This is a genomic window from Halomonas heilongjiangensis (assembly GCF_002879645.1).
Taxonomy (GTDB): domain Bacteria; phylum Pseudomonadota; class Gammaproteobacteria; order Pseudomonadales; family Halomonadaceae; genus Halomonas; species Halomonas heilongjiangensis.
The window spans coordinates 114,555-135,482 of record NZ_PNRE01000033.1 but is presented as its reverse complement, the minus strand read 5'-3'; the positions used below and the strand labels follow the sequence as shown (position 1 = coordinate 135,482).

Annotated in this window: 21 protein-coding genes; 10 read left to right on the top strand and 11 right to left on the bottom strand. The window is 67.1% G+C overall.

Annotated elements, in window-relative coordinates; translation table 11 throughout:
- On the top strand, positions 1-764 hold a 764-nt coding region (locus C1H66_RS07420), incomplete at its 5' end, for a cytosine permease (RefSeq protein WP_205738637.1).
- Between the two features lie 67 nt (positions 765-831).
- Here C1H66_RS07420 and C1H66_RS07415 read toward each other — a convergent pair.
- The 3 genes from C1H66_RS07415 to uraH all read right to left on the bottom strand — a co-directional run bounded on the left by C1H66_RS07415 (position 832) and on the right by uraH (position 3,333).
- The gene (locus C1H66_RS07415) at positions 832-1,566 is read right to left on the bottom strand and encodes a GntR family transcriptional regulator (RefSeq protein WP_102627259.1); all 735 of its coding nucleotides are present in this window, start codon (positions 1,564-1,566) and stop codon (positions 832-834) included.
- Between the two features lie 125 nt (positions 1,567-1,691).
- Complete coding sequence (locus C1H66_RS07410; protein WP_102627258.1) at positions 1,692-2,900, bottom strand: urate hydroxylase PuuD; 1,209 nt, start codon at positions 2,898-2,900, stop codon at positions 1,692-1,694.
- Positions 2,901-2,979: 79 nt separating this feature from the next.
- Positions 2,980-3,333 (bottom strand): hydroxyisourate hydrolase, encoded by a 354-nt coding sequence (gene uraH, locus C1H66_RS07405; RefSeq protein ID WP_102627257.1) that lies wholly within the window; start codon positions 3,331-3,333, stop codon positions 2,980-2,982.
- A 197-nt stretch (positions 3,334-3,530) separates the two neighbouring features.
- Between uraH and uraD the strand changes: the two genes are divergently transcribed.
- Complete coding sequence (uraD, locus tag C1H66_RS07400; protein WP_102627256.1) at positions 3,531-4,064, top strand: 2-oxo-4-hydroxy-4-carboxy-5-ureidoimidazoline decarboxylase; 534 nt, start codon at positions 3,531-3,533, stop codon at positions 4,062-4,064.
- Positions 4,065-4,250: 186 nt separating this feature from the next.
- Here the strand turns inward: uraD and C1H66_RS07395 are convergent, their stop codons facing one another.
- Both C1H66_RS07395 and C1H66_RS07390 read right to left on the bottom strand, forming a co-directional pair.
- Entirely contained in the window at positions 4,251-5,663 is a 1,413-nt protein-coding gene (locus tag C1H66_RS07395) for a uracil-xanthine permease family protein (RefSeq protein WP_102627255.1), read from the bottom strand.
- A 113-nt stretch (positions 5,664-5,776) separates the two neighbouring features.
- Entirely contained in the window at positions 5,777-6,631 is an 855-nt protein-coding gene (locus C1H66_RS07390) for a hypothetical protein (protein WP_102627254.1), read from the bottom strand.
- 174 nt (positions 6,632-6,805) lie between these two features.
- On the opposite strand from C1H66_RS07390, the gene C1H66_RS07385 reads away from it, so the two are divergent.
- Positions 6,806-7,429, top strand: a complete 624-nt coding sequence (locus C1H66_RS07385; protein ID WP_102627253.1) for a phosphoribosyltransferase — start codon at positions 6,806-6,808, stop codon at positions 7,427-7,429.
- A gap of 87 nt (positions 7,430-7,516) precedes the next feature.
- Here C1H66_RS07385 and C1H66_RS07380 read toward each other — a convergent pair whose 3' ends face one another.
- From C1H66_RS07380 to C1H66_RS07370, 3 genes are all read right to left on the bottom strand, one after another.
- Positions 7,517-7,873 carry a phasin family protein gene (locus C1H66_RS07380; RefSeq protein WP_102627252.1) on the bottom strand — a complete coding sequence of 119 codons (357 nt, stop codon included), beginning with the start codon at positions 7,871-7,873 and terminating at the stop codon, positions 7,517-7,519.
- A 173-nt stretch (positions 7,874-8,046) separates the two neighbouring features.
- Positions 8,047-8,736, bottom strand: a complete 690-nt coding sequence (locus tag C1H66_RS07375; protein WP_102627251.1) for a glutathione S-transferase C-terminal domain-containing protein — start codon at positions 8,734-8,736, stop codon at positions 8,047-8,049.
- Positions 8,737-8,787: 51 nt separating this feature from the next.
- Positions 8,788-9,495: a glutathione S-transferase N-terminal domain-containing protein gene (locus C1H66_RS07370; RefSeq protein WP_102627250.1), complete on the bottom strand. Its 708-nt coding sequence runs from the start codon at positions 9,493-9,495 to the stop codon at positions 8,788-8,790.
- Positions 9,496-9,851: 356 nt separating this feature from the next.
- Here C1H66_RS07370 and C1H66_RS07365 point away from each other — a divergent pair, with 356 nt between their 5' ends.
- Positions 9,852-11,552: an L-lactate permease gene (locus C1H66_RS07365; protein WP_102627249.1), complete on the top strand. Its 1,701-nt coding sequence runs from the start codon at positions 9,852-9,854 to the stop codon at positions 11,550-11,552.
- 96 nt (positions 11,553-11,648) lie between these two features.
- On the opposite strand, the gene C1H66_RS07360 is transcribed toward C1H66_RS07365, so the two are convergent.
- On the bottom strand, positions 11,649-12,173 hold the full coding sequence (locus C1H66_RS07360) for a gamma carbonic anhydrase family protein (protein ID WP_102627248.1): 525 nt from the start codon (positions 12,171-12,173) through the stop codon (positions 11,649-11,651).
- Between the two features lie 72 nt (positions 12,174-12,245).
- Positions 12,246-13,025: a transcriptional regulator GlcC gene (glcC, locus tag C1H66_RS07355; RefSeq protein WP_102627247.1), complete on the bottom strand. Its 780-nt coding sequence runs from the start codon at positions 13,023-13,025 to the stop codon at positions 12,246-12,248.
- Between the two features lie 216 nt (positions 13,026-13,241).
- Between glcC and glcD the strand changes: the two genes are divergently transcribed.
- From glcD to C1H66_RS07330, 5 genes are all read left to right on the top strand, one after another.
- Positions 13,242-14,741: a glycolate oxidase subunit GlcD gene (glcD, locus tag C1H66_RS07350; protein WP_102627246.1), complete on the top strand. Its 1,500-nt coding sequence runs from the start codon at positions 13,242-13,244 to the stop codon at positions 14,739-14,741.
- A gap of 15 nt (positions 14,742-14,756) precedes the next feature.
- The gene (glcE, locus tag C1H66_RS07345; RefSeq protein ID WP_102627245.1) at positions 14,757-15,863 is read left to right on the top strand and encodes a glycolate oxidase subunit GlcE; all 1,107 of its coding nucleotides are present in this window, start codon (positions 14,757-14,759) and stop codon (positions 15,861-15,863) included.
- A gap of 18 nt (positions 15,864-15,881) precedes the next feature.
- Positions 15,882-17,126: a glycolate oxidase subunit GlcF gene (gene glcF / locus C1H66_RS07340; RefSeq protein WP_102627244.1), complete on the top strand. Its 1,245-nt coding sequence runs from the start codon at positions 15,882-15,884 to the stop codon at positions 17,124-17,126.
- A gap of 213 nt (positions 17,127-17,339) precedes the next feature.
- Positions 17,340-17,741 (top strand): GlcG/HbpS family heme-binding protein, encoded by a 402-nt coding sequence (locus tag C1H66_RS07335; RefSeq protein WP_102627243.1) that lies wholly within the window; start codon positions 17,340-17,342, stop codon positions 17,739-17,741.
- A gap of 114 nt (positions 17,742-17,855) precedes the next feature.
- The gene (locus C1H66_RS07330) at positions 17,856-18,107 is read left to right on the top strand and encodes a hypothetical protein (protein ID WP_102627242.1); all 252 of its coding nucleotides are present in this window, start codon (positions 17,856-17,858) and stop codon (positions 18,105-18,107) included.
- Positions 18,108-18,127: 20 nt separating this feature from the next.
- On the opposite strand, the gene C1H66_RS07325 is transcribed toward C1H66_RS07330, so the two are convergent.
- Positions 18,128-19,078, bottom strand: coding sequence for a choline sulfate utilization transcriptional regulator (locus tag C1H66_RS07325; RefSeq protein ID WP_102627241.1), 951 nt, complete (start codon positions 19,076-19,078; stop codon positions 18,128-18,130).
- A 165-nt stretch (positions 19,079-19,243) separates the two neighbouring features.
- On the opposite strand from C1H66_RS07325, the gene betC reads away from it, so the two are divergent.
- The gene (gene betC / locus C1H66_RS07320) at positions 19,244-20,806 is read left to right on the top strand and encodes a choline-sulfatase (RefSeq protein ID WP_102627240.1); all 1,563 of its coding nucleotides are present in this window, start codon (positions 19,244-19,246) and stop codon (positions 20,804-20,806) included.
- Positions 20,807-20,928 lie beyond the last annotated feature (122 nt).

The following is a 20,928-nucleotide window of genomic DNA, read 5'->3' as shown; positions in this document are numbered from 1 at the left end:
TGGCCATCGTCGGCACCATGGTCGCCTACTTCGCCGCGGTGGTGATCAACTTCGGCGACTTCACCCGCTTCGTGAAGACCGAGCGCCAGATGAAGCTCGGCAACCTGCTCGGCCTGCCGCTCAACGTGGCCTTCTTCTCGTTCATCGCCCTGATCATCACCGCCGGCACCCTGGTGCTGTTCGGCGACGCCCTGACCAACCCGGCGGACATCGTCGAGCGCGTCGACTCGCTGCCGCTGACCATCGTCGCCGCCCTGACCTTCTTCGCCGCCACCGTGGGGATCAACCTGGTCGCCAACTTCATCCCCCCCGCCTACGACCTGGCCAACCTCTTCCCGAGCCGGATCAGCTTCAAGATTGGCGGGTTGATCACGGCGATCATCGCCTTCTTCGTCGGCGCGTTGTGGGTCTCGGTGATCAGCCAGATCGGCGTGCCCGGCTTCGTCAATGCGCTGGGCGCCATCATCGCGCCCTTCTACGGCATCATCGTGGTCGACTATTACCTGGTGAAGCATCAGCGGCTGGATATCCAGCAGATGTTCTCCTCGGCCCCCGGCAGTGCCTATTACTACGTCAAGGGCTGGAACCAGAAGGCCCTGATGGCGTTCGGGCTGGCCGCGCTGTTCTCGATCTCCTCGGTGTGGGTTCCCGCCCTGGCGGCGCTGAACGGCTATGCCTGGCTGATCGGCGCCGGGCTCGGCGGCCTGTTCTATTACTTCATGATGCGCAACCAGGCGGTCGCGGCCGCCCCGACCCGGTCGTAAGCGCGACCTGGTCCCTTGCCCCCTCCCGGGCCAGCCTGGCCCGGGATGCCCTACCCGCACCGCGCCCTCAGGCGCCGAAGATGCTGTGCAGGTCGGGCGCCTCTTCCCCCTCCTCGACGATCGAGAGCGACGCCTCGATGGCCTTGAGGTGGCGACTCATGAAGGCCTGGGCGCGTTCGCCGTTGCCGGCTTCCAGGTGGCCGATCAGGTCGTCGTGGTCGTGGGATTCGCAGCCCAGGTGGCCGGCGTTGCCGTAGACGGCGAGGATCAGCGAGGAGCGCGAGCAGAGCCGACCGACGAACTCGGCCAGGGTGGCGTTGCCCGAGAGCCGGGCCAGGCGCTCGTGGAAGGCGGCGGAGAGCTTGATCGCCGTGCTCTGCTCGCCGGACTTCAGCGCCTCGCGCTCGCGCCGTGCCATGTCACGCAGCTCGCGTACGTCGGCATCGGTGATGCGCCGGGCGACCTCCGGCATCAAGCCGCACTCGATCATCTGGCGGGCATCGAAGACATCCTTGGCCTCGTCGGCCGTGGGCCGGGTGACGCTGGCGCCACGCCGCGGCGTCAGGGTGACCAGCTGCTCCAGGGCCAGGCGCTGCAGGATCTTGCGAATACCGGTCCGGCTGACGCCGAACACCTCCGACAAGGCATCCTCACGCAGACGAGCCCCCGGCTTGAGCCGGTGCTCGATGATGGCATCGCTGATCGAGCGGTAGATGGCATCATGGCGTTCGGCACCATCGCCATTCTTGCCCAGGCGAGTGCCGGCAGGCTTGCGCTCGGCCACGGTCTGGCGCTGGTTCATGAAGCTCTCTCCTTCGACCCCTGACTGCCCTCATTGTATACGCTAAGCGACCCGACCGACGACTGTCCCGCGCGCGACGACCCGCCGCAACGGCGGGTCGTCGCGGATCGCGTCGCCGGTAGGGATCAATCGCTCCAGGCGGCGATGGCCTCGCGCTCCTCGTCGGTCATGCCGGTCATGTTGCCCAACGGCATGTAGCCACTCCCCACCACCTGCTGGATCTGGGACCGCTGGCTAGCGGTCTGCTCCGGGGTATCGTAGGCCACCCCGGCCGGCGGGGCGTTGAAGCCGGGCTGGGTCGGCTGGCGCGAGTGGCAGGCCACGCAGCGGGTCTCGACGATGGCATGCACCTCCTCCAGGTTCGGGCCGGCACCGGCGGTGTCGCGCTCCCCCACCGGAGCACTGACGGCCGGGGCGGCGATCCACAGCGCTACGGCGATCAGCGCCGTCCCGGCCACCGGATAGGCCGGCTGGATCCTGCCCGAGTGCATCAGCACGAAGAACTGGCGAATCAGCGCACCGCCGAAGATGAACAGCGACATGATCACCCAGGCGTACTCGTGGGAGTAGGCAAAGGAGTAGTGGTTGCTGATCATCAGCAGCACCACCGGCAGGGTGAAGTAGGTGTTGTGTACCGAGCGCTGCTTGCCGCGCTTGCCGTCCAGCGGGTTGGGTGCCTCGCCGGCCTTCATGGCCTTCACCATGCGCCGCTGGCCGGGAATGATCCAGAAGAAGACGTTGGCCGACATGGCGGTGGCCATCACCGCACCGGTGAGCAGGAAGGCTGCGCGACCGGAGAAGATCTGGATGCTCAGGTAGGAGACCACCACCATCATCACCGCCACCGCGAGGCTCAGCACCCCGTCGCGGGTCATGTTGGGGCTGATGCGCTTGCACAGCTCGTTGTAGACCACCCAGCCGCCGAGCAGGAACAGCAGCGCCACCACGTTGGCCTGCCAGCCGCTCATGTTGGCGGCCCACTCCCAGCTACTGTTGGGGTTGACCAGGTAGAAGCTCGGGTTGGCCATGTAGAGCAGGATGAACAGGGCGAAGCCCGACAGCCAGGTGGTGTAGGCCTTCCAGAACGACCAGTGCAGGTCCTCGGGGAGCTTGGCCGGCGCCGTGGCGTACTTCTGGTTGTGGTAGAAGCCGCCGCCGTGCACGGCCCACATCTCGCCGAAGACGCCCTTGTCGCGGTCTTCGGCGGCCTTGGGCGTGCGCAGGCCGTTGTCCAGCATCACGAAGTAGATCGACTCGCCGATCCAGGCGATGGCCGCGATGACGTGCAGCCAGCGCAGCATGAAGTTGGCGAAATCCAGCAGGTAGGCTTGCATGAGGGGAACCTCATTTTATTGCATTGTTGTTGATGACTGACGACCGGGCGTGGTGCGACAAGTCGGCGAGTGGTAACCCTCAGCTGCCGCGATAGGTGGCGTAGCCATAGGGCGACAGCAGCAGCGGCACGTGGTAGTGCGCGTCGGCGTCGGCCACCCCGAAGCGCAGCGGGATGACGTCCAGGAAGCGCGGTTCCGGCGCCTCGACACCCCGGGCGCGCAGGTAGTCGCCGGCGTGGAACACCAGCTCGTACTCGCCGACGGAAAAGGCCTCGCCCTCGAGGATCGGCGCATCGCAGCGGCCGTCGTCGTTGGTCACCACCTCCTTGAGGCAGGTGCGGCCCTCGCCCTCGAGGCGATAGACCTCGATGCGAATGCCCTCGCCGGGGCGGCCCTGGGCGGTGTCGAGAACGTGGGTGGTCAGACGTCCCATCGTGACTCTCCTTGTGTTGTCGTGAGTGTTGTGGTGAGCGTCGGGGGTGAATCGCGGGTTTCGCTTGTCGGTGACGGGGCCGGAAGGCTACCCTCACCTCATGAAGACAGTTTTAGACATTATTGGAGTACATTTCAAAACATTTTTTGTATACATTTAGTCGAGAAGATCCGGAAACCACCCGCAGGAGCATGACAATGACCGACAAGACCCTGACCCCGCGCCCCAGCCGGCTGGACAAGGCCGCCTTCGTGGCCGGCTACGGCGAGATCTACGAGCACTCCCCCTGGGTCGCCGAGCTGGCCTGGGAGAACGGCCTCGAGGCGCGCCACGACACCCCCGCCGCCCTGGCCGAGGCGATGGGTGAGGCGCTCTCCTCCGCCCCCGCCGAGCGTCAGCTGGAGGTGATCCGCGCCCACCCCGACCTGGCCGGCAAGGCCGCCATCGCCGGCGACCTGACCGACGACTCCACCCGCGAGCAGGCCGGCGCCGGCCTCGACCAGTGTTCGCCCGAGGAGCTCGCACGCTTCGAGCGACTCAACGAGGCGTACAAGGCGAAGTTCGGCTTCCCCTTTGTGATGGCGGTGAAGGGCAGCGACCGCTACGCCATCCTCGACGCCTTCGAGACGCGCCTGGAGAACGACCCCGCCGAGGAGCGCCGCACCGCGGTGGAGCAGATCAATCGCATCGCCCGCTTGCGCCTCGAGGCCCGTGCCGAGGAGAGCCGCTGAGCCCCACCCGAGCCTGACGTCCTTCCCTCATCCGCCGCGGGGCGCCGGTGATGCCGGCGCCCTGCGGTGTTTATCCGGGTGCGCTCCCCGTCCCTCGGATGTCCACCGAAGGATGCGGCAGGATGGCCACGCGGGAACCCGCCCGGCGCTGGCCGGGCGGGTGTGGCGCGTGAGAGGGGACGGAACTCAGCGCTCGGGGGCGGCCTCGGCCTCACCGGCATCGGCGTTCTCGCCGGCCGCCTCGGCGTCGGCACGGGCGATCTCCTCGCGCTCGCGCTGCTCATCGGCCAGGGAGCGCCGGGGCAGCACGATGTTGAGCACGAAGGCGGTGATCGCCGCCACCACGATGGGCGCGCCGCCGATGATGTTGCGAACCATCTCCGGGAACTGCTCGATGGCCGCCGGTACCTCGGCGATGCCCAGCGCCAGGGCCAGCGAGAGGCCGACGATGGTCAGGTTGCGCGCCGAGAGCTCGTCCTTGATGAGCAGCTGGATGCCGGTCATGGTGATCATGCCGAACACCGTGATGGTGGCGCCGCCCAGCACCGGGTAGGGAATGGTGGTCATGATGGCGCCGAACTTGGGGCTCAGGCCCGCCAGCAACATGAACAGGCCGGCGATGGCCAGTACGTAGCGGCTGATCACCTTGGTCATCGCCACGATACCGACGTTCTGGCTGAAGGTAGAGGTCGGCAGCGCCGCGAACAGCGAGCTCAGCGCGGTGGTCAGGCCGTTGCCCAGCAGGCCGCCGGTCAGCTCGCGGGTCTTCAGCTCGCGGTTCATGCCCGCCACGCTGGTGGCGGAGAGGTCGCCGATGGTCTGCACCGAGTTGATCACGCAGATCACCACCATGGAGACGATCGCCGCGGAGTGGAACTCCATCTGGAAGGGCATGAACTCGGGCACCGCCACCCAGCGCGCCTCGGCCACCGCGCTGAAGTCCACCATGCCCATCGGCAGCGCCACCATATAGCCGACCAGGATGCCGATGATGATCGCCGACAGCCTGACCACGCCACGGCCGAACTGGGAGGCCACCAGCACCGCCAGCAGGGTGATGATGCCGACCATCCAGTTGGCCAGGTCGCCGAAGCCCTCGGCGTCGACGTTGCCGCTGCCGGCCATGTAGCGGATGGCGATGTCGTAGAGCGAGAGGCCGATCACCAGCACCACGGTGCCCGCCACGATGGGCGGAAACAGGTGGCGGATGTACTGGATGAAGTAGCCGACCACCATCATGATGATGCCGCCGATCAGCTGGGCGCCGAGGATCCCCTCGATGCCGAACTGGCCACCCACCGCGATCAGGGTCGGCACGTAGGCGAACCCCACCCCGAAGATGGCCGGCAGTCGGGCGCCAAACTTCCACACGCCGTAGAGGTGGAACAGGGTGCAGATGCCCGAGGCGAGCACCGCCACCTGGATCAGCAGCAGCTTCTCCTGGGGGGTGGACCCCACCACCCCGGCGATGATGATCGGCGGGGTGATGACGCCGGCGATCATCGCCAGCACGTGCTGCAGCGAGATGGGCAGCGCCTTGTAGACAGGCGGTCGACCGTAGAAGTCGAACAGCGAGGTGTTGCGCGTCTTGGTTGTCATGGAGCTATCCGGGGCTGTTGTCCGTCGTCAATGCATACCGCATGTCGCCACCAATGACCATGAAAAGGCCACTTTTTGGCATAAAGTTGTATACATCACCACATGCTCAGGGCCTAGAAGTGCCACTCGAGCTGGAAGGTGGGCGCGTCAGTATCCACCCCGGGCTTGCCGTGGTTGCCGAACTTGTTGCGCCAGTACTCGTAGCCGACCCCGGCCCACAGCTGGTTCTCCTCGCCCCAGGCAAGCTTGCCCACGTCGAGCATCAGCGAGGTGCGCATCAGCTGCTCGGGCTTGGTGGCATTGCCCTGATAGTCGTCGCCCTTCTCGCCGTTGTAGTTGTAGAAGCCCTGGAACTTCAGCGGCAGGGTGCCCGCCTCGAAGGGCAGCCCCCAGGCCAGGTTGAGCTGGTAGTAGGGAGCGAACTCGATCTCGTCGACGTTGCAGAAGCTCGCCCCGCAGTGGTTCCACTCGTGTGCATAGAACAGGCTCAGGTCGACAAAGCCCCTGGGCACGTTGAACTTGAGGGTCGGCCCGGCCAGCAGCATGCGCTTGCGTGGCGCGAACTCGGTGTTCTTGGTGTTGAGGTCGACGCCGCCGCTCAACGCCACCTCCTCGACCGGCCCGAAGGCCAGCGCCGCGCCGAACAGCTTCCCGTAGTGGAGCTGATGGCGGTAGGTGAGGTAGGCCTCGGTGGCGCCGGTATCGCCGCCGGCTTCGGTGGGGTCCGCGCGGTCCGACTGCAGGAGGTCCACATTGAGGAAGTTCTGCCCCAGCGCGTAGCCGCTGGCGTGGGTGAACTGCAGAACGTGCTTCTCGACGTCCCGGGGGTTGCTCGGCTCGGTGAACTGGGTGCCATAGCGATAGCCGATGAAGGTGTCGCTCCAGGTGGCCGCCTGGGCGACGCCGGCCAGCGGCCCGCCGATCAGCAGGGCGCCGGCCAGCAGGCGAACGGGGGGGCGGTGTCGCATAAGAAATGTCTCCGCTTGTTGTGTTTATCTGTATACAACCTATGCCTAACGTGAGAAACACAATAGACTAAAAAACTGTATACGGAAAACATTTCCACATTCGCCCCGCCTTTCGTCGGAGTGACGAGAGCCGACTAGACTATCGAAGAAGAACCGGCCGCAACGGAGGTCATCATGTTCCGCAATCGCCGCGAAGCCGCCGAGCGCCTGGCCGAGAGGCTGAGCCACCTGGCAGGGCAGAACCCGCTGGTGCTGGCCATTCCGCGGGGCGGCGCCCCCATGGGACGAATCATCGCCGACGCCCTGGACGGCGAGCTGGATGTGGTGCTGGTCCGCAAGGTCGGAGCCCCCGGCAACCCGGAATTCGCCATCGGCGCGGTTAGCGAGGACGGCAGCGTGTACCTGGAGGAGGAGGCCCGCCACTGCCCCGACGGGGTGCTCGCCGAGGAGATCGAGCGCCAGCGCGAGCTGATCACCGAGCGGCGCCGCCGCTACACCCCGGTGCGCGCCCCCATCGACCCGAGGGGACGCACCGTGGTGGTGATCGACGACGGCAGCGCCACCGGCGCTACCATGGCCGCCGCCCTGACCACCCTCCGTCAGCGCGCCCCTGCGCGGTTGATCGCGGCGATCGGCGTGGCCCCGCCCGATACCGTGGAAAGGCTCGCCGCCCTGGCCGATGAGGTGGTCTGCCTCGAAGCACCGCGTCACTTCCGGGCCGTCGGCCAGTTCTTCGTCGACTTCGGCCAGGTGGAGGATGACGAGGTCATCGCCCTGCTCGGAGGAGACGAGGCGTGACGCCCCCCTCTCCACACAACGAGAACGGGCCGCCCCCCGAAGGGGGCGGCCCGCAGTATTATCCGGCCGCCTGGGCAGCCGATGGCGTTACTTGGCGGCGGCGGTGGCCGACTTCACGCTCTCCTCGACCAGCTTCTGGCCCTTCTGAAGGTACTCCTGGCTCAGCGCCACGACCTTCTCGGCGTCACCCTTGAAGCGCTCGCCCAGGTCCTGGGCGGCCTTCTGCTGGCCTTCCACGACTTTCTTGAAGCTGTCGGGATCCTTGACGTCCAGCCAGCTGCGGGTCTGGGCCAGGCTCATGTCCGTGAGGGCGCGTGCGGCGTCGAACTGGGCGGCGATCAGCTTCTCGCTGTACTCCAGGGCCAGCGAGCCGTAGGCACGCGCCGGCTCGACGAACACGCTCTGAAACTGCTCGGTAGCTTTCTCGGTGGTTGCTTTGCTCATGAGACACCTCCATCTGGGTGGCAAGCCAAGGCAGAATGCCTTGTGTTGCATTGCAACATAGCAGGGCTTCTTGTGCATCGCAACACCCATTTCCACGGCTATCCAGGTCGCCGGGGGTCACCGCCAGGCCAGGGGCCGGACGCCGGTCGGGCACACGCAGGGAAGACGGTGGCTCAGCGCTGCCCGAACAGGTACTGGCGGGCCTCCTCGTCCATCTCCACCCCATCGCTCGGGTTGATGTTCTCCACCAGCGCATAGGCACGCCGCACCGCCGGGCGCGCCTCGATGGCGCGCATCCAGCGCAGCACGTTGGGATACTCCTCGATGTCCTGCCCCTGCTTGTCCCAGGCTCTCACCCAGGGGTAGATGGCCATGTCGGCGATCGAGTAGTCGTCGCCGCCGACATGCTCGTGGTCGTCCAACCGGCGGTCGAGAACACCGTAGAGCCGGGAGGTCTCCCTCACATAGCGCTCGATGGCGTACTCGATCTTCTCGGGCGCGTAGTTGAGAAAGTGATGATTCTGCCCGGCCATCGGGCCGAGATTGGCCATCTGCCAGTAGAGCCACTGCACTACCACGTAGCGCTCGCGGCCGCTCTGCGGCAGGAAGCACCCGGTCTTGTCGGCCAGGTATTCGAGGATCGCACCGCTCTCGAACAGCGCCAGCGGCTGGCCACCATCGGCGGGCATGCGGTCGACGATGGCCGGAATCCGGTTGTTGGGCGCGATGGCCAGGAACTCGGCGGTGAACTGCTCCCCCCGGCCGATGTTGATCGGGCGAACCTCATACTCCAGGCCCGCCTCCTCGAGAAAGATCGTGATCTTGTGACCGTTGGGCGTCGTCCAGTAGTAGAGCTCGATCATCTTTCTCTCCTTGGGTGATCATTCCTGGCCCTGCGGACGGACACCACCGGCTCAGCGGTAGGCGCCCTCGATATCGGTGACGCGCATGGCACGGCGTCCCAGCCCGCCATGCTGGTCGAGCATGCGTTCGACCCAGGCGTAGACCGGGTCGGCGTTGGACACCAGGTCGGCGCTGGAGACGCAGCGGGCCCACATGAAACTCCCGAAGACCAGATAGTCGGCTGCGGCCGGGGCATCGCCGTCGAGATAATCGGACTCCTGAAGGTGGCCACGCAGCGGCTCCAGGGCGGCATCGAGCTGGGCGAGCCCCTTGGCAGGCGAGTGGAACTCCTCGAGGGCGCGACCGAAGCGCTTCTCGCGGGTCTCGCGGAAGTAGTCGCGGTCACCGGGATGGATGGCGTTGAGCAGGTCCATGATGATGGTGCGCATCATCGCCGGAGCCAGCGAGCGCTCGGCGTAGTGCTTGAAGAAGCGCGCCCGGGCCTCGGCGACGCCCTCTCCCAGCAACGGCGCCTCGGGGTAGGCGCGATCGAGGTAGCGCAGGATGTCGTAGCTCTCGGTCACCACCTCGTCGCCATCGACGAGCACCGGCACCTTGTCGTGCCCGGCGAAGGCCAGCGCCTCCTTGTCGGTGAACCGCCAGGGCCGCGCCTCCACGTCCAGCCCCTTGTGTGCCAGGGCGTACTTGACCCGCCAACAGTAGGGCGAGAAACGCAGGCCCTCATCGATACCGCATAGGTCGTAGAGTATCCGTGCCATGCCGACTCCTCGCATCCGGTGAGATTCATGAGTCGATAGTGCCAGGCTTTGCCGAGCCCCGCCAACCGGCACCTCTCTCCTGGCCATCTGGCGACACTGGCTTGTCCATTAGTCTAAGCGGTCGCGCCCTCCCCGGCCGGAAACCGTTCGCCCAGGCGCGTAAGAACAACCATATTTTCAATGCCTTCCATCACTATCGGCAAAAAGGAAAGCCCTCCACATATTGGTCATACCAATTCTCCAGATATGGTCATCCCGGCCGGAGTAGGCGTATCTTGCGACCGTCCGCCGCCCGACGGCAGGCGAATGCCAAGCCTCGCGACCCGTTCGACAACCACCCGAGGAAAACCAGCCTCATGACTGATACCACTCTTGCACTACTCGCCTTCGTGCCCCTGGTACTGGCCGGAGTACTGCTGATCGGCTTCCGTGTGGCCGCCAGGACGGCCATGCCGGTCGTCTTCGTGGTCACGGCCCTGATCGGCCTCTTCGCCTGGGAGATGACCTTCAACCGGGTACTCGCCTCGACCCTCCAGGGGTTGATCCTCACCGTCTCGATCCTGTGGATCATCTTCGGTGCCATCCTGCTGCTCAACACGCTCAAGCATTCGGGGGGCATCACCGCGATCCGCAAGGGCTTCTCCGGCATCAGCCCCGACCGCCGCGTCCAGGCGATCATCGTCGCCTGGCTGTTCGGCTGCTTCATCGAGGGCGCGTCCGGTTTCGGCACCCCCGCCGCCGTGGCCGCCCCGCTGATGGTCGCGCTCGGCTTCCCCGCGCTGGCCGCCGTGGTGGTGGGCATGATGATCCAGTCCACGCCGGTCTCCTTCGGCGCCGTGGGTACCCCGATCGTGGTCGGCGTCACCGGCGGCATCAACCGCGAAGCCATCACCGAACGCCTGGCCGCCGACGGCGCGACCTGGACCGAGTACTTCCGCCTGATCGCCGGTGAAGTGGCCATCGTCCACGGCATCGTCGGCATCCTGATGCCGCTGATCATGGTGGTGATCATGGTGCGCTTCTTCGGCGCCAACCGCTCGTGGAGGGAAGGCCTCTCCATCGCGCCCTTCGCGATCTTCGCCGGCGTCTGCTTCGTGGTGCCCTACATGCTGGCCGGCGTCCTGCTGGGGCCGGAATTCCCGTCGATGATCGGTGCCATGGTCGGCCTGGCCATCGTCGTGCCGGCGGCGCGCCGCGGCTTCCTGATCCCCAGCGACACCTGGGACTTCCCCGAGAGCACCTCCTGGCCGGACGAGTGGATCGGCAAGCTGGTGATCAAGACCGAAGATGTCGTGGGCAAGACCCCGATCACCACCCTGATGGGCTGGGTTCCCTACGTGCTGCTGGCCATCTTCCTGGTAGCCTCGCGCACCATCGAACCGCTCAAGGCCGCGCTGACCTCCCTGAGCGTCGGCTGGAGCAATATCCTCGGCGAGGCCGGCGTGTCAGGCAGCATCGAGCCGCTCTACCTGCCCGGCGGCATTCTGCTGATGGTGGTGCTGGTGACTGCCGTGCTACACCGCATGCGTGCCGGCGAACTCAAGGCCGCCTTCGGCGAGTCCACCCGGACCATCTTCGGCGCCGGCTTCGTGCTGATCTTCACCATTCCCATGGTGCGGATCCTGATCAACTCGGGCGTCAATGCCGCCGATCTGGTCTCCATGCCGGTGGCCATGGCACAGTTGGTCGCCGATGGTGTGGGCGGGGTCTATCCCTTCTTCGCCCCGGCCGTGGGCGCCCTCGGTGCCTTCATCGCCGGCTCCAACACCGTCTCCAACCTGATGCTGGCCGAGTTCCAGTTCAACGTGGCCGAGGCGCTGGGGGTCTCCACCGCCTTCATGGTCGCCCTGCAGGCCGTGGGTGCCGCCGCGGGCAACATGATCGCCATTCACAACGTGGTGGCGGCGTCTGCCACCGTGGGCCTGCTCGGTCGTGAAGGCATCACCATTCGCAAGACCATCCTGCCGACCATCTACTACCTGGTGTTCACCGGCCTGATCGCCCTGACCGCCTTCTACGTGATCGGCGTCTCCGACCCGCTGCTGCGCGCCGGCTGATATGCCACCGTGACCCGGCAACGACACCGCCCCCATGGCATGGCCCTGGGGGCGGTGTCGTTTCGGCCCACGCGCCGGGCGGGCAGTCGCTACCGATCAGTCGATGCGCTTGAGCTCGCGCGCGTGCAGCCTGCCCCGCTCCACATAACCCGTCGCGTTCCTGGCGAGTCCGGCGATCTGCTCTTCGGAGAGCTCCCTGACCAGCCGAGCCGGGGCGCCGACAATCAGCGAATTGTCGGGAAACTCGGCGCCCTCCTTGACCACCGCCCCGGCCGCGACCAGGCAGTTACGCCCGATCACCGCGCCGTTGAGGATCACCGCCTGGATGCCGACCAGGCTGCCATCGCCGATGGTGCAGCCATGCAGCATCGCCTGGTGCCCCACGGTCACACCCTTGCCGATCTTCAGCGGGAAACCCGGGTCGGCGTGCAGCACGGCACCATCCTGGATATTGCCGCGTTCACCGACCTCGAGATGGTCGGTATCGCCACGCAGCACCGCCTGATACCACACGCTCGCGTCGCGCCCGAGAGTGACCTGCCCGATCACATCGGCGGTTTCGGCCACGTAGACGCCTTCGCCGATGACCGGAACCTGTTCGCCGTATTGATAGATTGCCATGGGGTTCTCCTCGAGGTGGGTTGTATCACCGATCAAGCGTGCCAGCCGACGGAGAGACGCCTTGCGCCGCCCTCACTCCCAGCCTTCCAGGCGCATGGCCGAGCGCTCGAGGCGCTCGTTCTCGGCCTCGATCTCCCGCAGGTTGTCGCCGATACTGGAGAGGTGCTCCAGCGCCACGCGCCGCGCCAGCTCCGGCTTGCCCTGCACCACGGCCCGGTGCAGCCGGGCATGCTGTCGGTTGATCATCGCCCGCGGCCCCGGGCGATGGTAGAGGTGCTTCACCGAGGCGAAGACCGAGCTCAGCAGCAGGTCCGTGAGGCTCTGCAGGGTGTGCACCAGCACCGGGTTGTGCGAGGCCTGGCAGATCGCCAGGTGGAAGGCATGGTCCAGGCGCGCCAACTGCTCCACGTCGATCGGATCGGCCGCTTCTGCATAGTCCGCCAGCTCCCGGTAGCGACGCGAGATCAGCACCCGATCCGCCGGCGTTCCCCGGCTCGCGGCGAGCCGCGCCGACTCTCCCTCGAGCAACGCCCGCACCTCGAGCAGGTCGTACAGGGTCCGTGGATGACTCCTGAACAGATGCATCAGCGGGCTCTGGTCCTGGGCGGGCAGCAGGTGCGCCACCGTCGAGCCATGGCCATGACGGGTCTCGATGATCCCCTTGCTGCGCAGGATCCTGAGCCCCTCGCGCAGCGAGGCACGGGACACCCTCAGCTTGTCGCAGAGGCGTCGTTCGGAGGGCAGCAGCTGCCCGGGGCGGAAGACACCATCGAGGATCAGTTGCTCGAGCCTGGCCGCGACGCTCTCGGGGGTGCGCATGCCACCTCGCAGGTCGTCGGTCGGGAAGGCCATCGCATGCTCCCTGGAGTGCCCGATCGCAGTGGTAAACCGGCGACTGGCCGTTTACGCTGCAAGGGCGTAGATTGGAAATACTTTCCATATAATAGACGAATTACTGGTCTGACCACCACACCATAGGCTGGACAGGCGCGCAACAAAACCACAGATTGTCGCCCGCGGTCACAGAATTACCGAGACGCTGATTACCGAGACGCACGGGGAGTCACCATGAATATCCTCCATGACGACAGGCTCGACGGCGAGTTGCCGCGCATCGACAAGGCCGCGGTGCTCGCCGAACTCCAGCGAGCGGCTCCCGGCCTGACCCTGCTGCACCGCGAGGAGGACCTGCGCCCCTTCGAGTGCGACGGTCTCTCCGCCTACCGCGTGCTGCCCATGCTGGTCGCCCTGCCCGAGACCCTCGAGCAGGTCGAGACCCTGCTCAAGCGCTGCCGGGCGCTGGGCGTGCCGGTGGTCACCCGTGGCGCCGGCACCGGCCTCTCAGGCGGCGCCCTGCCGCTGGAGCAGGGCGTGCTGCTGGTGATGTCGCGCTTCGATCGCATCCTCGCCGTCGACCCCGATGCCCGCACCGCCCGCCTCCAGCCCGGCGTGCGCAACCTGGCCATCTCCGAGGCCGCCGCTCCCTACGGCCTCTACTACGCCCCCGATCCCTCGTCGCAGATCGCCTGCTCGATCGGCGGCAACGTGGCCGAGAACGCCGGCGGCGTGCACTGCCTGAAGTACGGCCTCACCGTCCACAACGTACTCCGGGTCGAGGTACTGACCATCGAGGGCGAGCGCATGACGCTCGGTTCCGAGGCGCTGGATGCCCCGGGCTTCGACCTGCTGGCGCTGTTCACCGGCTCCGAGGGCATGCTCGGCGTGGTCACCGAGATCACCGTCAAGCTGCTGCCCAAGCCGGAGACCGCCAAGGTGCTGATGGCGAGCTTCGACGATGTGGAGAAGGCCGGCCGCGCCGTCGGCGACATCATCGCCGCCGGCATCATCCCCGGCGGGCTCGAGATGATGGACAACCTGGCGATCCGCGCCGCCGAGGACTTCATCCGCGCCGGCTACCCGGTGGAGGCTGAGGCGATCCTGCTCTGCGAGCTCGACGGCGTCGAGGCCGACGTCGACGACGACTGCGAGACGGTGCGCCGGGTACTCGAGGCCGCCGGCGCCACCGGCATCCAGCAGGCCCGCGACGAGGCCGAGCGGGCGAAGTTCTGGGCTGGGCGCAAGAACGCCTTCCCCGCGGTGGGCCGCATGTCGCCGGACTACTACTGCATGGACGGCACCATTCCGCGCCGCGAGCTGCCCCGGGTGCTCAAGGGCATCACCGACCTCTCCGCGGAGTACGGCCTGCGGGTGGCCAACGTCTTCCACGCCGGCGACGGCAACATGCACCCGCTGATCCTGTTCGATGCCAACCGCGAGGGGGAGCTCGAGCAGGCCGAGGCGCTCGGCGGCAGGATCCTCGAGCTGTGCGTGGAGGTCGGCGGCTCGATCACCGGCGAGCACGGCGTAGGCCGCGAGAAGATCAACCAGATGTGCGCCCAGTTCCGCCCCGACGAGATCACCACCTTCCATGCGGTGAAGGCGGCCTTCGACCCCGAGCGGCTGCTCAACCCGGGCAAGAACATCCCGACGCTGGCCCGCTGCGCCGAGTTCGGCGCCATGCACGTGCACGCGGGCCAGCTGCCGCATCCCGAGCTGCCGCGCTTCTGAGGAGCCGAAACGATCATGGCCAACACTGCAACGCCTCCCAGGGATCATGACGCCAGCGAGGCGCTGGCCGAACGCATCCGCCGCGCCGACGCCGAGGGCACACCCCTGCGCATCGTCGGCGGCGATACCAAGGCCTTCTACGGCAGGCCCGTGCAGGGCCGTATCCTCGATACCACCGAACACCGCGGCATCACCTACTACGACCCGGTGGAGCTGATCGTCTCGGTGCGCACCGGCACGCCGCTGGCCGAGCTCGAGGCCGCGCTGGCCGAGAACGGCCAGATGCTGGGCTGCGAGCCGCCCCACTTCGGCGATGACGCCACCGTCGGCGGCATGGTCGCCACCGGGCTCTCCGGCCCGCGGCGCCCCTGGGCCGGCAGCGTGCGCGACTTCGTGCTCGGCGTCCGGGTGATCAACCACGAGGGCCGCGAGCAGCGCTTCGGCGGCCAGGTGATGAAGAACGTGGCCGGCTACGACCTGTCGCGGCTGATGGTCGGTGCCCTGGGCAGCCTGGGGCTGCTCACCGAGGTCACCATGAAGGTGCTGCCGCGTCCCGGCGCCACTCGCAGCCTGCACCTGGACATGCCGCTGCCCCGGGCCCTGGAGAAACTCGCCGAGTGGGGCCGTCAGCCGCTGCCGATCACCGCCGCCGCCTGGCTCGACGGCGCCCTGCACCTGCGCCTCGAGGGCGGGCCGAGTTCGGTGGCCGCCACCGCCGACCGGCTGGGCGGCGACGAGCTCAGGGACGACTTCTGGGCCGCGCTGCGCGAACAGCGGCTGGCGTTCTTCTCGAAGGAGGACCCGCGTCCCCTGTGGCGCCTGGCGCTGCCCCACCACACCCCGGTGATCGACCTGCCCGGCGTCGCCGACGGCGACCCACTCTACGACTGGGCCGGCACCCAGCGCTGGCTGAGAAGCGAGCTCGACGACAAGACGATTCGCGAGGCCTGCACCCGTGCCGGCGGTCATGCCACCTGCCATGGCCCTCACCTCGGTAGCGGGGGAACGGCCGAGCCCTTTACCCCGCTGGCGCCGGTGGTGGCCAAGTACCACCGCAACCTCAAGGCCGAGCTGGACCCGAAGGGGATCTTCAACCCCGGCCGACTCTACGCGGCCCTCTGAGAGTGATGGAAAGCTGACATGCAGACGCACTTCACCGAGGAAGCCCTCAAGCAGCCGCATATCCGCGAGGCCGACCGCGTGCTGCGCACCTGCGTGCACTGCGGCTTCTGCAACGCCACCTGCCCCACCTACCAGCTGCTCGGCGACGAGCGCGACGGTCCGCGGGGCCGCATCTACCTGATGAAGGAGTTGCTCGAGAGCCGCGGCGACGACGACCGGATCACCGAGGAGACGCGGCTGCACCTGGATCGCTGCCTGACCTGCCGCAATTGCGAGACCACCTGCCCCTCGGGGGTGGAGTACCACAAGCTGCTCGACATCGGCCGCGCCGAGATCGAGCGCCGGGTACCGCGCAAGGCCAGCGAGCGCGCCCTGCGCTACGGGCTGCGCAAGGCGCTGGTGGATCCGAAGCGCTTCCAGGCCCTGCTCAGGCTCGGCCTGATCTTCAAGCCGCTGGTGCCCGGCGCGCTCAAGGCCAAGATGCCGCCGGCCCCGGTGGATGCCGGCCAGCGCCCGGATCATGGACGTCATGCGCGTCAGATGCTGATCCTCGAGGGCTGCGTACAGCCCGGGCTCTCGCCCAACACCAACGCCGCCACCGCCCGGGTGCTCGACCGCCTCGGCATCGGCCTGACCCCGGCCCCGGAAGCCGGCTGCTGCGGCGCCATCGACTACCACCTCAACGCCCAGGACGACGGCCGGGCACGCATGCGCGCCAACATCGATGCCTGGTGGCCGCATATCGAGAAAGCGGGCGAGGCCGGGGTGGAAGCCATCGTCCAGACCGCCAGCGGCTGCGGCGCCTTCGTCAAGGAGTACGGCGAACTGCTCGAAGACGACCCGCAGTATGCCGAGAAGGCCAAGCGCATCAGCGAGCTGGCCAAGGACCTGGTGGAGGTGCTGCGCGACGAGGACCTCGCCCCCCTGACGCTCGAGAAGAGCAGGCGCCTGGCCTTCCACTGCCCCTGTACCCTGCAGCACGCCCAGAAGCTCGGCGGGGCCGTGGAGGGTGTGCTCACCCGGCTCGGTTTCAGCCTGACGCCGGTGCAGGACGCCCATCTCTGCTGCGGCTCGGCGGGCACCTACTCGATCACCCAGCCCGAACTGTCGACGCAGTTGCGCGACAACAAGCTCGACAATCTGGAGGCCGGCGACCCCGAGGTGATCGTCACGGCCAATATCGGCTGCCAGACCCACCTGGCCGGTGCCGGAAGAACGCCAGTGAGGCACTGGATCGAGATCGTCGACGAGGCGCTGACGTGAACGTCACGGCGCTTATGCATTCAGCTGCCAGACCCACCTCGCCGGCGCCAACCGCACCCCGGTACGCCACTGGATCGAGATCGTCGATGAGGCACTAAACCCAGCCACGAGCAACGGGCACCGAGCTGCGAGCGACGTAGCCCATAGCCCGAAGCCCGAAGCCCGAAGCCCGAAGCCCGAAGCCCGAAGCTGATCCTAACCAAGGAGACTTGCATGAAAACAAAACCCGTACTGACCCTGACCGACGTCAACGCCATCCTCGATGCCGCCCAGCAGGAGGCCGAGGCCAACGGCTGGCTAGTGACCATCGCCGTGGCCGACGACGGTGGCCACCTGCTCGGCCTGCGTCGCCTCGACGGTGCCCCGGCCATGACCCCAGACATCGCCTCCCAGAAGGCGCGCAGTTCCGCCCTCGGTGCCCGCGAGACCCAGGCCTTCGAGGAGATGATCAACGGCGGCCGCAACGCCTTCCTCTCCGCGCCGCTGTCCGGCCTGCTCGCCGGCGGCGTGCCGGTGCTGGTCGATGGCCAGGTCGCCGGCACCGTCGGCGTCTCCGGGGTCAAGCCCGACCAGGACGTGCAGATCGCCAGGGCCGGTATCGCCGCCGTCGGCTGATCCCGCCCGCACCACAAGCGCCCGCTGTCTTGAGGCAGCGGGCCTTTGTGCATGGGCGTGAATCCAGCGGCGGACCTATACTTCAAGCGGCCACCACCGCAGGGAGAACCAGCGATGATCAAGAAACTGTTTGCCGCCCTGGCGCTGATGCTGTTCACGGCATCCGCCTGGGCCAATATGTGTCCGGCCCTGATGGGCGAAATCGACGAGGCCCTGGAGGACGAGGCCACGGTCGCCATGCTCGACGAGGGGCAGCTCGAGGAGGTCCGCGACCTGCGTGCCCGGGGCGAGGAGGCCCACGGGGCAGGCGACCACGACGAGTCCGTGGCCCTGCTCGAGCAGGCCAAGGAGATCCTCGGTATTTGATAACTCTTGCCGGCCGAGGGCTACTCGGCTCTCGTCCGGCCCACTTCCCCTTCGCACGCATCCCGGGGCTGCGCCGCCCCGGCCAGCACCCACTCCTGGAGCGCTCGCTTCGCCTCGCTGGAGGCCTCCGGCTGGGCATCGATCAGCCCGTAGCCCCGCGGCGAGCGCAATGCCAAGCCGTGCAGGCCGACCAGCATGCCGCCGTCGAGCAGGTCGTCGACCAGGCCTCGCCACCCCATCCCGATGCCCTGTCCGGCGATCGCCGCCTGGATCAGCAGCGTGTAGTTGTTGAACGTCAGCTCCGAGGATTCCAGATAGCCGATGCCCGCCAGTTGCGCGAAGTAGCTCGGCCAGTCCAGCCAGCTCTGCCCCTGGTCGGCGGTCAAGGTCAGCAGCGGCAGCTCGGCCAGTCGCTCGGGAGACTCGATCGGCCCGTGCTGCTGCAGGAAGCCGGGGCTGCAGACCGGGAAGACCTCCTCGTGAAACAGTCGCGGCACGCCGGCGGCGAGGGTGCGCTCGTCGCAGAACACGATCGCCACGTCGACCTCCTGCGTTCGCCAGTCGAGCACACCCTGGTTGGTCACGATGCGCACGTCGATATGCGGATGCCGTTCACGGAAGCGCGGTAGGCGCGGCATCAGCCAGTAAGCCGCGAACGAGAAGTCGGTGAGGATATTGACGTGCGGATGACGATGCCGGTGCTGGAGCCGGTCGATGGTGCGATCGATGGTCGCGAACCCCTCCTGCACGCTGACGAACAGCGCCTGGCCCGCCTCGGTCAGCCTCACCCCGCGATAGATGCGCTCGAACAACGGCAAGCCGAGCTGCTCTTCCAGGGCGCGGACCTGCTGGCTGACGGCCGACTGGGTCGAGCGCAGCTCTCGCGCCGCGGCGGTGAAACTCAGATGCCGTGCCGCCGCCTCGAAGACCCGCAGGCCGTTGGGCGACGCCGCCCTGCCTATCCATGACATTAGCTTGCCTAATGCCTCCCATAAAAATTCAGCGAGTTTACAGGCCTTGAGATTAGCAGGGAGACTGTCGTGACAGCCAGTCCAGGCGTGGAGCGAGTACCCTCATTCATCGCTCGCATCGACGACACGTCTCTACAACTCGTCTCTACAACAACAGGAGGCCCCATGACCCGCAAGCAGCCCAACATCCTGTTCCTGATGGCCGACCAGATGGCGGCCTCGGCCCTGCCCGTCTACGGGCACCCCCTGGTCAAGACGCCGCACCTGACGCGCCTGGCCGCCGAGGGCGTGGTCTTCGATTCGGCCTACTGCAACAGCCCGCTGTGCGCACCGTCGCGCTTCACGCTGATGGCCGGCCAGTTGCCGTCGCGCATCGGCGGCTACGACAACGCCGCCGATTTCCCCGCCGACACCCCGACCTTCGCCCACTACCTGCGCGATGCCGGCTACACCACCGCGCTGTCGGGCAAGATGCACTTCTGCGGCCCCGACCAGTTGCACGGCTTCGAGGAACGCCTGACCACCGATATCTACCCGGCCGACTACGGCTGGTTCGTCGACTGGGAGGACTTCGAGACCCGCCCGAGCTACTACCACAACATGTCCTCGGTGATTCAGGCCGGCCCCTGCGTGCGCTCCAACCAGCTCGACTTCGACGACGAGGTCACCTTCCGCGCCAAGCGTTTCCTCTACGACTATGCTCGCAACAACCCGGCTCGCAACAACCCGGCCCGCAACGGCGAGCGGCGTCCCTTCTGCCTGACCGTGTCGCTGACCCATCCGCACGATCCCTATACCATCCCGCAGGAGTACTGGGACCGCTACGACCACGACGCCATCGACATGCCTCGCGTGCCCTACTCGCGCGAGCGGATGGACCCGCACTCCAGGCGCCTGCGTCATGTCTACCAGCTCGACGAGGACACCCTCGGCGACGAGCAGATCCGCAACGCGCGCCATGCCTATTACGGGGCGCTCAGCTATGTCGACGACCAGATCGGTGAGGTGCTGAAGGCCTTGAAAGAGACCGGTCTCGACGAAGACACCATCATCGTGTTCTCCGGCGATCACGGCGACATGCTCGGCGAGCGCGGCCTCTGGTACAAGATGAGCTGGTTCGAGGATTCCGCGCGGGTGCCGATGATCGTCCACGCCCCGGGCCGCTTCACCCCGGGACGGGTCAGCGAATCGGTGTCGACCATGGACCTGCTGCCGACCTTCGCCGAGCTCGCCCACGACGGTACCGCCCCGGAGTATGCCGTGCCCGTCGACGGTCGCAGCCTATTGCCGCACCTGACCGGCAACGGCGGCCACGACGAGGTGATCGGCGAATATCTCGGCGAGGGCGCCATCGCGCCGTTGTTGATGATCCGCCGCGGGCGCTACAAGTTCGTCCACACGGCACCGGATCCGGACCAGTTGTTCGACCTCGAGGCCGATCCGCTGGAGCTCAACAACCTGGCCGAGGATCCCGCGCACCTGGACCTGTGCAAGCAGTTCCGCGACGAGGTCGCCCGGCGCTGGGACTACGAGCGGCTGCACGGCGAGGTGATCGCGAGCCAGCGACGCCGCAGGCTGGTCTCGCGGGCGCTCATGCAGGGCAGGGTCACGCCCTGGGACCACCAGCCGCTGTTCGATGCCAGTACCCAGTACATGCGCAACACCATCGACCTGGACGATCTCGAGCGGCGCGCGCGCTTCCCGGCCCCGCCCGCCGACCGGCCCTAGTCGCGCGACGGGCCGGTAGTACATCAGGAGGTACCGCCACTAACCCTCTGGTTTCTACCTGTTGAGCCAAAGCACCGCAGTCATTCCATGAAGACGAGGTTGTTGGCCTATGACAAGAAAAC

Excerpts from the sequence above, each read along its gene's own strand:
- C1H66_RS07415 (WP_102627259.1), bottom strand. The coding sequence starts at position 1,566 with ATGAACCAGCGCCAGACCGTGGCCGAGCGCAAGCCTGCCGGCACTCGC.
- C1H66_RS07410 (WP_102627258.1), bottom strand. The coding sequence starts at position 2,900 with ATGCAAGCCTACCTGCTGGATTTCGCCAACTTCATGCTGCGCTGGCTG.
- uraH (WP_102627257.1), bottom strand. The coding sequence starts at position 3,333 with ATGGGACGTCTGACCACCCACGTTCTCGACACCGCCCAGGGCCGCCCC.
- uraD (WP_102627256.1), top strand. The coding sequence starts at position 3,531 with ATGACCGACAAGACCCTGACCCCGCGCCCCAGCCGGCTGGACAAGGCC.
- C1H66_RS07395 (WP_102627255.1), bottom strand. The coding sequence starts at position 5,663 with ATGACAACCAAGACGCGCAACACCTCGCTGTTCGACTTCTACGGTCGA.
- C1H66_RS07390 (WP_102627254.1), bottom strand. The coding sequence starts at position 6,631 with ATGCGACACCGCCCCCCCGTTCGCCTGCTGGCCGGCGCCCTGCTGATC.
- C1H66_RS07385 (WP_102627253.1), top strand. The coding sequence starts at position 6,806 with ATGTTCCGCAATCGCCGCGAAGCCGCCGAGCGCCTGGCCGAGAGGCTG.
- C1H66_RS07380 (WP_102627252.1), bottom strand. The coding sequence starts at position 7,873 with ATGAGCAAAGCAACCACCGAGAAAGCTACCGAGCAGTTTCAGAGCGTG.
- C1H66_RS07375 (WP_102627251.1), bottom strand. The coding sequence starts at position 8,736 with ATGATCGAGCTCTACTACTGGACGACGCCCAACGGTCACAAGATCACG.
- C1H66_RS07370 (WP_102627250.1), bottom strand. The coding sequence starts at position 9,495 with ATGGCACGGATACTCTACGACCTATGCGGTATCGATGAGGGCCTGCGT.
- C1H66_RS07365 (WP_102627249.1), top strand. The coding sequence starts at position 9,852 with ATGACTGATACCACTCTTGCACTACTCGCCTTCGTGCCCCTGGTACTG.
- C1H66_RS07360 (WP_102627248.1), bottom strand. The coding sequence starts at position 12,173 with ATGGCAATCTATCAATACGGCGAACAGGTTCCGGTCATCGGCGAAGGC.
- glcC (WP_102627247.1), bottom strand. The coding sequence starts at position 13,025 with ATGGCCTTCCCGACCGACGACCTGCGAGGTGGCATGCGCACCCCCGAG.
- glcD (WP_102627246.1), top strand. The coding sequence starts at position 13,242 with ATGAATATCCTCCATGACGACAGGCTCGACGGCGAGTTGCCGCGCATC.
- glcE (WP_102627245.1), top strand. The coding sequence starts at position 14,757 with ATGGCCAACACTGCAACGCCTCCCAGGGATCATGACGCCAGCGAGGCG.
- glcF (WP_102627244.1), top strand. The coding sequence starts at position 15,882 with ATGCAGACGCACTTCACCGAGGAAGCCCTCAAGCAGCCGCATATCCGC.
- C1H66_RS07335 (WP_102627243.1), top strand. The coding sequence starts at position 17,340 with ATGAAAACAAAACCCGTACTGACCCTGACCGACGTCAACGCCATCCTC.
- C1H66_RS07330 (WP_102627242.1), top strand. The coding sequence starts at position 17,856 with ATGATCAAGAAACTGTTTGCCGCCCTGGCGCTGATGCTGTTCACGGCA.
- C1H66_RS07325 (WP_102627241.1), bottom strand. The coding sequence starts at position 19,078 with ATGTCATGGATAGGCAGGGCGGCGTCGCCCAACGGCCTGCGGGTCTTC.
- betC (WP_102627240.1), top strand. The coding sequence starts at position 19,244 with ATGACCCGCAAGCAGCCCAACATCCTGTTCCTGATGGCCGACCAGATG.